Origin of the sequence: Pseudomonas sp. Snoq117.2 (assembly GCF_900110545.1) — a bacterium.
GTDB lineage: Bacteria > Pseudomonadota > Gammaproteobacteria > Pseudomonadales > Pseudomonadaceae > Chryseomonas > Chryseomonas benzopyrenica.
Genome location: NZ_FOED01000007.1, coordinates 79,879 through 93,811, shown reverse-complemented (window position 1 = coordinate 93,811; position 13,933 = coordinate 79,879). Strand labels below are relative to the sequence as shown.

The following is a 13,933-nucleotide window of genomic DNA, read 5'->3' as shown; positions in this document are numbered from 1 at the left end:
AGCGCAAATCATGTCTGTACCAACCTATGACCAGTTCATCGAGCCCATCCTGCGTTTTCTCGCGGCCCACCCGGAAGGGGCCGCTGCGAGCGAAGCCCACGAAGCGGCTGCACAGGCGCTAGGCCTGAGCGAGGCGCAGCGGCAAGAGACTATCGCCAGCGGGCAAGCCACCTACAAGAACCGCGCCGGCTGGGCGCATGACCGGCTCAAGCGTGCCGGCTATTCCAGTAGCGCCCGGCGTGGCTATTGGCAGCTGACCGATACCGGCCGCGCCTTTTCCCAGGCAAACCCCGCGGCGCTGAGCGCGGAGCAGGTCGAGCATTTGGCGATGAATTTCATGAGCGTGAAGCTCAAGACCGCGCCGGATGCCGCCGCGCTGGATGAGAGTGATATTTCGACGCCAACAGTGATCGCTCAGCTTGACCTCGCTACCAGCAGCCCGCAGGAGCGCCTGAACCAGGCTATCTTGGAACTGCGCACCAGCGTGGCGGGCGATCTGCTGGACAGCCTGCTGCAGGCGAGCCCGACGCGCTTCGAGCATATCGTGCTCGATGTACTGCATAGCCTGGGCTACGGCGCGAACCGCCAGGCGCTGCAGCAAGTGGGCGGTAGTGGGGATGGCGGCATCGACGGGGTCATTTCGCTGGACGCCCTCGGTTTGGAAAAGGTCTATGTGCAGGCCAAGCGCTGGCAGGGCACGGTCGGCCGCCCTGATCTGCAGGCCTTCTATGGCGCCTTGGCTGGGCAGAAGGCCAAGCGCGGTGTCTTTATCACCACCTCGGGCTACACGGCCCAGGCAGTCGACTTCGCCCGTTCGGTCGAAGGCCTGGTGCTGGTCGATGGCAAACGCCTGGTCGAGCTGATGCTGGATCACGAAGTCGGCGTCAGCTCGCAGCTCTACAAAGTACCTAGGCTCGATAGCGATTACTTCGACGAGTCGCTGGGTTGAGTCGACCGTTACATTAGGTCCGCTGGCGACTGCGTCCCTTGTTGAGAGGCAGAGGAATCGAAGCGACTTTCCTAAATAGGTAAAGGCTCTCCCTCTCGAGAGCTTATGGGCTCCGAGCTGATAGGTACTCGACGAGCTGTTATCGGAAATACCCTCGGATCACCGGCATGATTTATCTGATCATTATCACCATGCACTGCACGATCCTGGTCTAAGCTCTCGGGGACCACACCCGCTCCAACCAGCCGGCCGGATGCCGATACCCTGGTGATCACCTCGCAAGGAAGCCTGCATGAGATACCTCCTGACCAGCTCGGTCACCCTCTTTCTCGCCGCGCCGATCTTTACCGAAGACACTGCCCTCGCCCAGGCTGGCCACGCCATCCGGCCAGGGCTAGCGGCCGCAGCTCACTGTCTGCACGAATCGCTACTGGAAACCAGCGCCGCCAACAGAGGCCCGGTAGCGGACGGCGCCCGTCTGCAGCTGGCCGGACTGGAGCGGCGCGACCAGATCGCCCAATAGGGCTGGGGCCAAGAGCAGCACGCGTCAGCGTTTCTCCCTAAGCGCCTTTTCAAAGTCCCTTTCCAGAGTTCTTTCGTGAACGAAGCCGCTGCCATTGGCTCTCAAGGTTTCCACCACGGCACTCCCGAGGAGACCCGCATGAAATCCCTGATTCCCCTGTTGCTGCTTCCCCTGGCCCTCGGTGCCTGCACCGGTCAACAGGCGCAGCATGACGATCTTGGCTTGCCGAGCTGCAATCTCGAAGAGCAGCGCGCCGTGCCGGGAGAGCTGGGCGGATCGATCACGGATCCGCGGCAGGCGCATGTCTCGATGCGGGCCAATGTGCTGCTGGCGGATGTGAGCACAGCGCGCAAGGCGCGGCGGATCAGTCAGGAGCAGGCGACGACCTTAATCGAACGCATCGCCGCAGTGCGCAGCCAGACCGATGCCTTCGTTAGCCAGCAAGGCTTTCTCAGCGCGGCCGAGCGGGTCAGTTTCGATCGGGAATTCGACGGGATCGCCGCGCAGATCTGCCAGCCACGTCCGGCACAGTGATCTTTGCCTAGCCAGGACGGGTCGAAAGACCGCCGCTCGAACGGCTAGGATAGCGGGACCGATCAGGCGGTAAGGACCCTTGCCGCCCTTCTCTTCCAGCCCAGGGGACGACCCCGGCGATCGGTGGGCAGCGTTCCGGGACGGCCCGGTTTCACAGGAGGCCGTCTTTGGCTTGGTTCTATCTGGTCTGTGCAGGACTGCTCGAGGTGGTCTGGGCGTTCTATATGAAGCAATCCGCGGGCTTCACCCGCCTCACGCCGACGATCATCACCGGGGTTGCCATGGTGGCCAGCGTGGCGCTGCTGTCGATCTCCATGCGCAGTCTGCCTCTGGGCACCGCCTATACCATCTGGACCGGTATCGGCGCGGTGGGCGCCTTCATGATCGGCATCCTGGTGCTGGGCGAGGCGGCGAGTCCGCTGCGTATCCTGGCCGCGGCGCTGATCGTCAGCGGCCTGGTGCTGATGAAGCTGACGTCGTCCTGAGCGCTTGCCCCTAGCGCAGGTCCCCTGCTCGGTCGGCTTTTGGTCGGACCAGCCAGATGAACAGCAAGCCTCCTACCAGGCCGCCCACGGCCATTGCCAGCAGGCCATCCAGGGTACGGGTGGCGTAGATGAGCACCGGCATGGGGGCGAAGGCGTCGACCAGGCGAATGGCGGCGATCAAGCTGGCACTGGTGGCTAGCGGCACCACGCAGACTAGATAGGCGCCCTTGCGACGGCCGAGCCAAAAGGCGGCGGCAAAGGCTGGTAACCAAGCGGCGAGCACGATGGCGGCGTAGACGGGTCCGAAGCCCAGCAGATCCTGTAGCGACGTCTGCCAACGGGTGGCGGCGTCTATCGACTGCCCCAAGCCCTGCAGCGCAGCCAGATTGTACTGGGTCTGCACCAGGCTGCCCCAGGCGGTGGCCAGCAACAGGGCGGCGGCAAACGCCAGTAGCGGGCGGGGTCTGAACAAGGCGCGCCAGAGCGGTTTGGACATGATCGATCAGTCTCGAAGAGAGGTAGTGATGGTAGCGACAGCGGATGCCTGCGGTAGACCTCGGCCGTCACGTAAAGCTTCCCGGCGTGGGGTCTGGTTTGTGTTGCTAACCGTTGTGCTGGGAGGCCCGTTGGCCACGGCGGCGCCCGCCTACCGGATCGAGACGGTAGCGACCGGACTCGAGCGGCCTTGGTCGCTGGCCTTTCTGCCCGATGGCCGGGCGCTGTTGACCGAGGGTGCCGGGCGTTTGCGGCTGCTGGTGCCGGATGGCCAGGGCCGACTCAGCCTGCAGGCGGAGGCCGTGAGCGGACTGCCCGAGCTCTATACCGAAGGCCAGGCCGGTCTGTTCGAGGTCATGCCGGATCCAGATTTCGCCCGCAATCAGCTGATCTATCTCTCCTATGCGTCAGGCACACGCCAGGCCAATCACCTCAGGGTGGTGCGCGCGCGGCTGGACGGCGGACGCCTGCAGGACGTCCAGCCGCTGTTCACCAGCCAGCCGGCCAAGGCGTTCGGCCAGCACTTCGGGGCGCGGATGGCCCTGCTCGGCGACGGCACCCTGGCCATCGCCCTGGGCGACGGCAATGTCGAGCGCACCGACGCCCAGCGGCTGGATACCCATCTGGGCAAGATCGTGCGCATCACTCGGGACGGTCAGGTGCCGGCGGACAATCCTTTCGTCAAGCGACCCGGCGCCCTGCCGGAGATCTACAGCCTCGGCCATCGCAACCCCCAGGGCCTGGTGTGGGTGGCCGAGCGCCAGGCGCTGTACGAGCACGAACACGGCTCCAAGGGCGGCGACGAACTCAATCTTATCCGCGCCGGCGCCAACTATGGCTGGCCGCTGACCACCGGCGGCGTGGACTACACCGGCGCGCGCATCACACCCTTTCGTGAATTACCGGGCATAACCCCGCCGCTGTTGGAGTGGACGCCCTCCATCGCTCCCGCCGGCCTGACCCGGTACGACGGCCAGGGCTTCCCCACCTGGCGCGGCAGTCTGTTCGTGGCGGCGCTGCGCGAGAAGTCGGTGCGGCGGATACCGCTGGTGAACGGCGTGCCTGGCGAGCAGGAGGTCTTGTTCCAGGAGCTGGACCAGCGTTTGAGAGACGTGCGCAGCGGACCGGACGGTAATCTCTGGCTGCTGACCGATGGCGAGGACGGCCAGCTGTTGCGGGTGGTACCGGGGTAGAAGGGGCCACTGCAGGAGACCCCGACTGCCCGATCAGACGGCGATGAAGGTGTTGTTGGCGCCCAGCAGGGTCAATTCGTCGATGGGATTGTTGTAGGCGTCGTAGACGAAAGCCTCCGGCAGATAGACGCTGTACTGGTGCCCTTGCTCTAGGTCAGTCGCCAAGCGGATATCTACCAAGTTGGTCAGATGACGCACCGTGGTAGCGAGCTCGAAGCCAATCTTCGTGCCTGTGGTGACATCGAGTAGGAAGGCCTTCTCTAATAGCGTCGGGTCCACCTTCACAGGCGTCGGATAGGCTTCCGAGTAGAGATCCCGTGTCCCACGATAGATGGAGCTATCAAACAACAGATTGATGTGATCATCAGCACCAGGGCTGTAGTAGGACTGCTGATCGATACCGATCAACAGCGGCGGCGTGAGGTCGGCGGGCAGAACCTCGAGGTCACGCGATAGGGCCGTCACCGCGACATTGCCGGCGGTATCGGTGGTCTCCACCAGGATCGAGCCCTGCGCATAGAAGCCCGGCTCCAGCTTGGGTGCGGGCCAGCTTCCCTCCCCCTGCTGCCAGGTCTGACCGCCATCGCTAGAACTACGCCACTGCTCGATGTCGCCATCGTCGAAGAAGCGGAACTGCAATAGGTTCTCAGTGGTGGGGCCACGGGTGGTGAACAGATAGAGTTGCGCGCCCTGGGTGTCGACCTTCCATTGAGCTTCGTTCGCCAAGGTTCGGCCGTTACCGTCGCCAGCAAGATAACTAACCTGCAGCTGACCTGCCTGGTAGTAGCCCGCGCCTAGTTGCAAGGTATCACTGCCGGCGCTCGCCACGGTCCAGCTCTGCCCTCCATCCAGACTGTAACGCCACTCCTTCACCCCTTCCGGCAGGGTCACGTCCACCTGGCCGTTGCGGGTGATGCCGTCAGTGGCCGACACCCCGGTGTCTTCGTGCAGGGCCAGGCCCGGCGTGAGCGGCTGCCATTGTTCGAGCCGCGTCTGGAACAGCTGCTGGTCGGCGCTCTGGCCATCCGGGCGGCTCAGATAATCGATCATCTCGACGATGACCGCTGCCCTGGCGTCCTGCTGGGTACTGCCCAGGGTCTCCAGTCGGCCCAGCCAGAAGGCCTTGCCGTCGGCATCGGCGTTGCGTCCGAGCAGGTCGCCATAGCAGCCGTCGATGAAGGCGCTGGCGCTCTCCTCGGCCGGTTGCGCCTGCAGGCGCTCGGCGCCGTTGAGGAACAGGCGGACGAGTTGCTCATTGCCCAGGCCCTCGTCCAGTTTGGCGACCCAGAAACGGAAGCCTTCCGCGTCCGGGGCACGGCCCAACACCCCCCAATAACAGGCGTTCACCCGCGCTGCATTGTCCACGATCATGGTCTTTCCTCCTTGAAGCGGCCACCCACCGTGGCCGACCACTGGCTTATAGAAGGCGTCGCCAAGTGGTGCAGACCTGTGTCCGGATTCCTGTGGTGGGATCGACAGCCTTTCGCCTAGAGCGATAAGCAACAGGACGGATGAAAAGAAGGTCCTGGTCGAATCGTCGAGGTACTCGACGTTTCGTCAAATAAGGGACGACACTTCGACGCTCTGACGCTCACATCTGGCAGCGCCGTTTTTTAAGCTGGAGCCTCAACCACGGAGGATCCGCCATGAACGTCACCCTGCTCGGCGCCGGCCACATCGGCTACACCATTTCGCAATTGCTGCACGCCAGTGGCGACTACCGGGTGACGGTGGCGGATCGTGACGAACGTGCCCTGGCGGCCATCGCGGCCCTGGGCGTGCAGACCCGCACCCTGGACACGTCCGACGCCAGCGCCCTGACCGCGGCCCTGGACGACCAGGACGTGGTGCTCAACGCCCTGCCCTACCACCTGGCGATTCCCGTCGCCCAGGCGGCCAAGGCCACCAACACCCACTACTTCGACCTGACCGAAGACGTCAAGGCGACCAAGACCATCCGCCAGCTGGCCGAGGGCGCGAGCAATGCCTTCATGCCCCAGTGCGGTCTGGCGCCTGGCTTCATCGGCATCGCCGCCCACTCCCTGGCCAAGCGCTTCGACAGTGTGCGCGAGGTGAAGATGCGCGTCGGCGCCCTGCCGGAATTTCCCACCAATGCCCTGAAGTACAACCTCACCTGGAGTGTCGACGGCCTGGTCAACGAGTACTGCCACCCTTGCGAAGCGGTGCGCAACGGCGAACTGCAACTGGTGCAGCCGCTGGAAGGCCTGGAGCACTTTTCCCTGGATGGCGTGGAATACGAGGCCTTCAACACCTCGGGCGGCCTGGGCACCCTCTGCGAGACCCTGCAGGGCCAGGTGGAAACCCTGGACTACAAGACCGTGCGCTATCCCGGTCACCGCGACCTGATGAAGTTCCTGCTGGAAGACCTGCGTCTGGCCGGTGACCAGGAGCAACTCAAGAACATCCTGCGCGGCGCCGTGCCCACCACCATGCAGGACGTGGTGCTGGTGTTCGTCACCGTCAGCGGGATGCGTGGCGGCAAGCTGGTGCAGGAGGTGTTCAGCCGCAAGATCTTTGCCGCCGAGCGCGATGGCCGCCTGACCAGCGCCATTCAGATCACCACCGCCGCTGGCATCTGCACCGCCCTGGATCTGTTCCGCGAAGGCAAGCTGCCACAGCGCGGCTTCATCGCCCAGGAGCAGGTGGACATGGACGCCTTCCTGGCCAACCGCTTCGGCAAGGCCTACCAGCCGGTCTGATCGACGAAGCCTAGCGGCGCACCTGGGGTCCATAACGGTACGACCACTGTTAGAGGACCCTTTTTCATGCTCAGCGTCGCCATCGTCGGTTGCGAACAGATCCACGCCCAGGACTACCTGGACACCAGCCTGGCCGATCCGCGCGTGCGGGTGGTGGCCGTGGCCAGCGAACGCGATCCCGCCCGCGCCCGGCGCCTTGCCGCCCCCCATGGGCTGCCGGTGCTGGACGATTTCGCCCAGTTGCCCGAGGTGGATCTGGCCTTCGTCACCACCGCCATCGAGGATCACGAAGCGGCGGTGAGCGCCCTGCTCCCGCGCGCTCGCCATCTCTTCGTGGAAAAGCCACTGTCCGTCTCGGCTGAACGCGCGACGGCGCTGGCGGCGCAACTGGCCGGTCGTTCCTGCTTCAGCGGTTTCTACCTGCGTACCGACCCGGCCCTGCGGCAGTTGCGCCAGCTGGCGCAGGACGGGGCCATCGGCAGCCTCAGCCACCTGTCGCTCACCGCCGGGCACCCCGGGTTGCTGGAGGGCTGGCTGAGCGATTGGCCCGCGCATCTGGACGAGACGCGCATGGGCTATGGCGCCTTTGGTGACCTGGCGGTGCATCTGCTGGATTTCAGCGCCTGGCTGACTGGTGAAGCCCTGACGGTCGAGTACTGCCGCCTGGAGCGCGATGCCCGCTGGCCGCTGGATCACAGCGGCGAGGCGCTGCTCCGGGCCGGCGACCTGCCAGTCCAGCTGCGCGCCAGCGCCACCCTGCGCGGTCCGCGATTGGCCGTTCGCCTGGACGGCAACGAGGGAACCCTGGCGCTCTCCGCGGGGCGGCTGGTACTGCACGACGCTAAAGGAAATCGCCAGACGTTGGCCGAGGGCGTCGACCCCGGCGTGCCTCAGGGGGCCCAGGCGGTATTCGATCAGCTACTCGGAAAACCACGTCCGGAACTGGCCACCCTGGCGGATGCGCTCGTGGCCAACCAGCTGCTCGATCGACTCTATGGACGCGGCTGAAAGCGATTTCGAACGATCGCGAAGCCTGACCTGCTCACCTAAAGGTCGGACAGCAGGTGCCGATAGCGAGGGTATCCAGCGCAACTTGGCTGAAACCCACCTCGCAGAAAGGAAGGCTCCATGGTCTGGTTCAACAATCTGGCGCTGGCGAAGAAACTCGCTGTGGCCTTTGGCCTGTGCACGGCCATCACCCTGGGCATCGGCGCCGTCGGCCTGAGTGGCATCAGAAGCGTCAACGCCCAGCTGGATAACGTGTTGAACGACACGCTGCTCTCCATCACCCTGCTCAACGATGCCAAGAGCAATGTCATCGGCCACAATCGCGATCTCTTCCGCGTGCTGTCCATGGCCTACGGCGAAGCACCGCAAAGCGACCAACAGGCCGTCATCACCTCAATGCGTGACAATCAGGCCGATGCGGAGAAGCCCTTCGCCGCCTATCGCGCCACGCCGCGGCAGGCCGATGAAAAGCAGGCCGGTGATGCCTTCGAGCAGGACTGGAAGAGCTATGTCGCTGGTACCGACGCCATCCTGGCACGCCTTGCGGCCAAGGATGTAGCCGGTGCCGCCAAGCTGTTGAACGAGCAGGTGCAACCCACCTACCGCAAGACCATGGCCTCGTTCAAGATTATGATGCAATCCAACAAGCGCCAGAGTGCCGAGGCCGGTGATGCTGCCCACGCCGCCTACAAGCAGGCCTTCTGGGTACTCTGCCTGGGGCTGCTGCTGGCCACGCTCTGCGCCCTGACGCTGGGCTTCGTCATCACGCGGATGATCGTCATGCCGATCCGCCAGGCCGTCTCCAGTGCCGAACGGGTCGCCCAGGGCGATCTGACCCAGACGATCCAGAGCTCCCGGCGTGACGAAGCCGGCCAGCTGCTGCAAGCCCTGGGTGGCATGCAGGCCAGCCTGAAAGACACCGTGCAGCGCATGGCCGGCGCCTCCAGCCAACTCGCCGCGGCCGCCGAAGAGCTGCACGCCGTGACCGAGGAGACCTCCCGTGGCCAGGTTCGCCAGCACGACGAGGTGCAGCAGGCCGCCACTGCGGTCAACCAGATGACCGCAGCCGTGGAAGAGGTGGCGCGCAATGCCGCTTCCACCTCCACCGCCTCCCAGGACACCAGTCGCGAAGCCCAACAGGGTCGCGAACAGGTGCAGCAGGCCGCCCAGGCCATGGCAGTGATGACCCGCGAGATCACCGACTCCACCGAGAAGGTGCAGACCCTGGAAGGCCAGGTACGCGAGATCGGCAAGGTGCTGGAAGTGATTCGTGGCATCGCCGAGCAGACCAATCTGCTGGCGCTCAACGCCGCCATCGAAGCGGCCCGCGCCGGCGAGCAGGGTCGTGGCTTCGCCGTGGTGGCGGACGAAGTTCGCGCCCTGGCCCATCGCACCCAGGGGTCCACCGGCGAAATCGAACGGATGATGAGCGCCGTGCGCAGCAGTGCCGAAGAAGCCGTGAGCGCCATGCACAAGAGCCAGTCCCTGGCAGGGGATACCCAGGAGCGCGCCAACCGTGCCGGCGAAGCCCTGAACCGCATCACCACCGGGGTCGCCCAGATCGAGGAGCGCAACCTGGTGATCGCCAGCGCCGCCGAGGAGCAGGCTCAGGTGGCCCGCGAAGTGGACCGCAATCTGGTCAATATCCAGGACCTGTCCACCCAGACCGCCACCGGTGCCCAGCAGACCGCCGCGTCCAGTCAGGAGCTGTCGCGACTGGCCAATTCCTTCCAGGGCCTGGTCGCGCAATTCCGTTATTGATCGGTCATCCAGGAAACTTCCGACCAGCGGACGACCTGCCCTCACCCCGGTGAGCGGCAGGCCGCAAGCGCAGCGGTAGCCCTCCCGGTTCAATACCCTGGGACAGGGAATTGAACATTGCCCGTCAGCGCGGCTCTGACCTGAACCCCCTGAATGGATGCTCCCATGCGCTTTACCTACGATGCCCGCCGCAGCTATCGCCTGATCGGCCTGGACGACGGACGTCTGGCAGGTCAGTTACTGCGTGGGCAGCTGTACATCATGGTCGCCGGCGATGGGAAGCAACCGCAGTCCTATGCCCAGCTCGAAGACGATCAGCTGCGTACCGCCGAAGGCCGTCTGATCGGTTGCCGCGAGGCGGATATCCTCACCCTGCAGCGGACTGGTGTCGCCTTGCGTCTGGAGCCACTCGACGTCTGAATCGAGGCGGCTCCGAAATCGGCGCAGCCTTTAAAGGCAGGTTGATAAAGCCGTCCGGGCCGAGACACCCATCACCTATCAGTGGGAACCTCTCCCGCGAATTGTTGCTCCATTTCCTTGAACGTCATCGAAAAGATGCCAAACGGGCGCCTTTCGGCCCCCTTCAGGAGATGTCATGTCCAGCGACAACCAATACCGCATGCAAAACCCCCTTACCCAGTATCCCCAGCCGGAATTTCCCAAGCAGCCCCAGGAAGCCCCGGGCCTGGCGCAGGTCATGCAGCCCCGCCCCGACCATGGCGAGACCAGCTACCAGGGGTTCGGTCGTCTGGCCGGGCGCAAGGCGCTGATCACCGGGGCGGACTCGGGGATCGGTCGGGCCACCGCCATCGCCTATGCCCGGGAAGGTGCCGACCTGGTGCTCAACTACTTGCCCGAGGAAGAGGCCGACGCCCAGGAAGTGGTCAAGCTGGTGGAAGCCGAGGGTCGTAAGGCCGTCTGCGTTCCCGGTGACCTGAAGGACGAAGCCTTCTGCATCCAACTGGTGAGCAAGGCCAAGGAGGCCCTGGGCGGCCTCGACATCCTGGTCAATGTGGCTGGCAAGCAGACCGCCGTGCAGGACATCGCCGAGCTGACCACCGAGCAGTTCGACGCTACCTACAAGACCAACGTCTACGCCCTGTTCTGGCTGTGCAAGGCCGCGCTGCCACACCTGCCAGCCGGCGCCGCCATCATCAACACCACCTCGATCCAGGCCACCCAGCCCTCGGAGTTCCTGCTGGACTACGCCTCGACCAAGGCGGCCATCACCAACTTCACCAAGGCGCTGGCCAAGCAGGTCGCCAGCAAGGGCATCCGCGTCAACGCCGTGGCTCCCGGTCCCTTCTGGACCCCGCTGCAGCCCAGCGGCGGCCAGCCCCAGGAAAAGATCCCCACCTTCGGCGGCGAGACGGTGTTCAAGCGCCCCGGCCAGCCGGCGGAGCTGGCGCCCATCTATGTGCTGCTGGCGTCCCAGGAGTCGAGCTATGTGACCGGTGAGGTCTATGGCGCTACCGGAGGCATGGGCTGACGGCCGTGGCGGCCTTCGACCCCGCTCGCCAGGATGGCTACGCGCCCCTGGCGGGCTACGCCGCCCTCTCCGATGGCCGTTCGGTCGCTCTGGTGGCGCCGGACGGCTCGCTGGATTGGTGGTGCGTCCCCAACATGGATTCCGCACCGCTGTTCGACCGCCTGCTGGACGCCCCGGCGGGCGGTTTCTTTTCGATCGCCCCGGTCGCCCACTATCGCGTGGAGCGGGCCTACCGCGAAGACAGCAACGTCCTGGAAACCTGCTTTCACACCGCCGAGGGCAGCGTGCGCCTCACCGAATCGCTCAACAGCGGCTCGGCCGGACGCCTGCCCTGGTGCGAACTGGGTCGTCGCGTCGAAGGCCTCTCCGGACGGGTCGAATTGCGTATCGAGCTGGTACCCGGGACCCAGGGCCAGACCGTCTCGCCCTGGATGCGCAGCACGCCCAATGGCGAGGTCATGCACGTCGACGGTGTGATGGCCACCCTGTGCTATTGCGAACGGCTGGAAATCCTCGAATGCGATGATCGCCGGCTGGTGGCGCGACTGGTACTGGAGGCCGGGCAACGCAGTGTCCTGGCCTTGACCGCGACCGAGAACGAACCCCTCGTGGTGCCGTCCCTGGACGAGGTGGACCAGCGCATCGACCGCAGCGACCAGGCCTGGCGTGAATGGGCCCAGGGCTTTGCCTATCAGGGCGAATTCCTCAGCGAGGTGAAGCGCTCGGCATTGGCGCTCAAGCTGCTGCTCTACTCGCCCACCGGCGCCATCGTCGCCGCCGCCACCACCTCGCTGCCGGAACGCATCGGCGGCGATAAGAACTACGAATACCGCTATGCCTGGGTGCGCGATGCGGTCTTTACCATCAAGGCCTTCTTGCGTCTGGGCGCCCTTGGCGAGGCCCAGGCGGCCCTGGCCTGGATTCAGAACGTCATCCGCCGCCACGGCAATCGCCTGCACACCTGCTTCACTCTGGAAGGCGAACTGGCACCGGAAGAGCGCACCATCCCCGTACCCGGCTATCGCGACTCCCAGCCGGTACGTGTCGGCAATCGCGCCAGCGCCCAGTGTCAGCTGAGTCTCTATGGCGATCTGCTGGAGACCTTCCGCCTCTATGCCAGCAAGGGCCATGTGCTGGATTTCGCCACCGCCAGCCTGCTCACCGATCTGGCAAACCTCTGCGCCGATGGCTGGCGGCAGACGGATGCCGGGATGTGGGAATTGCCTGAAGAGCGCCACTACACCCTGTCCAAGCTGGGCTGCTGGTTCGCCCTGGATCGCGCCGTGACCCTGGCCCGCGACGGCCATATCCCCGACGCCATGTGCGGTCGCTGGGAGCGCGAGCGCGACCGCATCCGCGACTGGGTCAACGAACATTGCTGGAGCGAGCGCAAGCAGGCCTACACCTTCTATGCCGGTACCGAGCGCCTGGACGCCGGGCTGTTACTCGGCATCCGTTTCGGCTTCGACGGCGGTGAGCGCTCGGTCAGCACCCTGGCGGCCATCCGCCGCGAGTTGGCCCATGGACCTCTGGTCTATCGCTATAGCGGTGCCGAGCAGGAAGAAGGTGCCTTCCTGGCCTGCTCCTACTGGATGGTCGAGGCCCATGCCGTGCTGGGCGAGGTGGACCAGGCGCGCGAGCTGATGCGCGAGGTCCTGGCCGCCAGTCTCAATGGCGTCGGCCTGATGACCGAGATGCGCGATCCCCGTGACGGCGCGGCCCTGGGCAACTTCCCCCAGGGCCTGAGCCACCTGGCCATGGTGCATGCGGCGCTGATCCTGGAAGAGCCGGAGCCCGAGGCGTGAGCGACCCGGATTTCACCCGCCCGGTGGACGAGGTCGCCCGGCAACTGATCGGCGCCACGCTCAGGCTCGAAGGTGTAGGCGGCCTGATCGTCGAAACCGAAGCCTGCGACGGCGAAGATCCGGCCTCTCACAGCTTTGCCGGCCCTACGCCGCGCAACAAGGCCATGTTCGGTCCGCCCGGGCATGCCTATGTCTATCGCTCCTATGGCATTCATTGGTGCTTCAATCTGGTCTGCCGCGAGACTGGCCATGGCGCGGGTGTGCTGATCCGCGCCCTGGAGCCGCTGTGGGGGCTGGAGGTGATGCGCGAACGCCGAGGCGGGCTGGCCGATCGCCTGCTCTGCGCCGGTCCCGGCCGGCTGTGCCAGGCATTGGGCATCGACGGCAGTCACGACGGCCTGTCGCTGGCGGAACCGCCCTTTCTGCTGGAGCCGGCGACCGCCGCGGTGGCGGTGATCGCAGGCCCGCGCATCGGTATCAGCCGCGCCCGCGAGGTGCCCTGGCGTTTCGGCCTGGCCGGCTCGCGTTATCTGAGTCGCGGCTTTGCCAAAGCGCCCCGCGCCAGCGATAACGGCTAGGCTGAAGGCAACGGCCTCTGCCACAACCTCTCGGAGTTCCCATGCGCGCTCGTCACCTGCTGCTGACTGCCCTGCTCTTGCCCCTGCTGGCCCAGGCCAGCCTGCGCTGCGGGCAGAATCTCGTCGAAGAAGGCGACAGCGTCGAGCAGGTCCTGGCCGCCTGCGGCACCCCGGTCGAGCGCAAGGTCAATCCCCCTGCCCTGCGCAACAACAACGTGCCCAAGTTCAATGCGGCCGAGACCCAGTTCTGGACCTATGGCCCGGAGAACGGCGCCTCCCGCCACCTCAAGTTCATCGATGGCAAGCTGGTGGAGATCAGGGTCGAGCGGTAGTGGGCGGGAGCTTCCCTCACCCCAGCCCTCTCCCAGAGGGAGAGGGGGCAAAGCGACTCCA

15 protein-coding genes are annotated in these 13,933 nt (G+C 65.3%); 13 read left to right on the top strand and 2 right to left on the bottom strand.

Going from position 1 to position 13,933, the window contains the following annotated elements:
- The first annotated feature begins 10 nt into the window (after positions 1-10).
- The 4 genes from BMZ43_RS17875 (at position 11) to sugE (ending at position 2,491) form a co-directional block, all read left to right on the top strand.
- Positions 11-949, top strand: coding sequence for a restriction endonuclease (locus BMZ43_RS17875; protein ID WP_093255383.1), 939 nt, complete (start codon positions 11-13; stop codon positions 947-949).
- 292 nt (positions 950-1,241) lie between these two features.
- Positions 1,242-1,472: a hypothetical protein gene (locus BMZ43_RS17870; protein WP_093255377.1), complete on the top strand. Its 231-nt coding sequence runs from the start codon at positions 1,242-1,244 to the stop codon at positions 1,470-1,472.
- A 138-nt stretch (positions 1,473-1,610) separates the two neighbouring features.
- Entirely contained in the window at positions 1,611-2,006 is a 396-nt protein-coding gene (locus BMZ43_RS17865; protein WP_093255372.1) for a hypothetical protein, read from the top strand.
- A 167-nt stretch (positions 2,007-2,173) separates the two neighbouring features.
- Positions 2,174-2,491 carry a quaternary ammonium compound efflux SMR transporter SugE gene (gene sugE, locus BMZ43_RS17860; RefSeq protein WP_093255365.1) on the top strand — a complete coding sequence of 106 codons (318 nt, stop codon included), beginning with the start codon at positions 2,174-2,176 and terminating at the stop codon, positions 2,489-2,491.
- Between the two features lie 10 nt (positions 2,492-2,501).
- Here sugE and BMZ43_RS17855 read toward each other — a convergent pair whose 3' ends face one another.
- Positions 2,502-2,987: a hypothetical protein gene (locus tag BMZ43_RS17855; protein ID WP_093255362.1), complete on the bottom strand. Its 486-nt coding sequence runs from the start codon at positions 2,985-2,987 to the stop codon at positions 2,502-2,504.
- Positions 2,988-3,087: 100 nt separating this feature from the next.
- Here BMZ43_RS17855 and BMZ43_RS17850 point away from each other — a divergent pair, with 100 nt between their 5' ends.
- Positions 3,088-4,179, top strand: a complete 1,092-nt coding sequence (locus BMZ43_RS17850; RefSeq protein ID WP_256563010.1) for a PQQ-dependent sugar dehydrogenase — start codon at positions 3,088-3,090, stop codon at positions 4,177-4,179.
- Positions 4,180-4,212: 33 nt separating this feature from the next.
- Here BMZ43_RS17850 and BMZ43_RS17845 read toward each other — a convergent pair whose 3' ends face one another.
- The gene (locus BMZ43_RS17845) at positions 4,213-5,550 is read right to left on the bottom strand and encodes a DUF4214 domain-containing protein (RefSeq protein ID WP_093255355.1); all 1,338 of its coding nucleotides are present in this window, start codon (positions 5,548-5,550) and stop codon (positions 4,213-4,215) included.
- Between the two features lie 275 nt (positions 5,551-5,825).
- On the opposite strand from BMZ43_RS17845, the gene BMZ43_RS17840 reads away from it, so the two are divergent.
- From BMZ43_RS17840 to BMZ43_RS17805, 8 genes are all read left to right on the top strand, one after another.
- Complete coding sequence (locus BMZ43_RS17840; RefSeq protein WP_093255351.1) at positions 5,826-6,899, top strand: saccharopine dehydrogenase family protein; 1,074 nt, start codon at positions 5,826-5,828, stop codon at positions 6,897-6,899.
- A gap of 66 nt (positions 6,900-6,965) precedes the next feature.
- Positions 6,966-7,907 carry a Gfo/Idh/MocA family protein gene (locus BMZ43_RS17835; RefSeq protein WP_093255348.1) on the top strand — a complete coding sequence of 314 codons (942 nt, stop codon included), beginning with the start codon at positions 6,966-6,968 and terminating at the stop codon, positions 7,905-7,907.
- A gap of 120 nt (positions 7,908-8,027) precedes the next feature.
- The gene (locus BMZ43_RS17830; protein ID WP_093255346.1) at positions 8,028-9,668 is read left to right on the top strand and encodes a methyl-accepting chemotaxis protein; all 1,641 of its coding nucleotides are present in this window, start codon (positions 8,028-8,030) and stop codon (positions 9,666-9,668) included.
- 165 nt (positions 9,669-9,833) lie between these two features.
- Complete coding sequence (locus tag BMZ43_RS17825) at positions 9,834-10,088, top strand: hypothetical protein (RefSeq protein ID WP_017640901.1); 255 nt, start codon at positions 9,834-9,836, stop codon at positions 10,086-10,088.
- Between the two features lie 175 nt (positions 10,089-10,263).
- The gene (locus BMZ43_RS17820; protein WP_017640902.1) at positions 10,264-11,157 is read left to right on the top strand and encodes an SDR family oxidoreductase; all 894 of its coding nucleotides are present in this window, start codon (positions 10,264-10,266) and stop codon (positions 11,155-11,157) included.
- Positions 11,158-11,162: 5 nt separating this feature from the next.
- Positions 11,163-12,962 (top strand): glycoside hydrolase family 15 protein, encoded by a 1,800-nt coding sequence (locus tag BMZ43_RS17815; RefSeq protein WP_093255343.1) that lies wholly within the window; start codon positions 11,163-11,165, stop codon positions 12,960-12,962.
- Positions 12,959-13,540: a DNA-3-methyladenine glycosylase gene (locus tag BMZ43_RS17810; protein WP_093255340.1), complete on the top strand. Its 582-nt coding sequence runs from the start codon at positions 12,959-12,961 to the stop codon at positions 13,538-13,540. Before BMZ43_RS17815 ends, BMZ43_RS17810 begins: the two co-directional genes overlap by 4 nt.
- Before the next feature lie 41 nt (positions 13,541-13,581).
- Positions 13,582-13,872, top strand: coding sequence for a DUF2845 domain-containing protein (locus BMZ43_RS17805; RefSeq protein WP_093255337.1), 291 nt, complete (start codon positions 13,582-13,584; stop codon positions 13,870-13,872).
- The last annotated feature ends 61 nt before the right edge of the window (positions 13,873-13,933 follow it).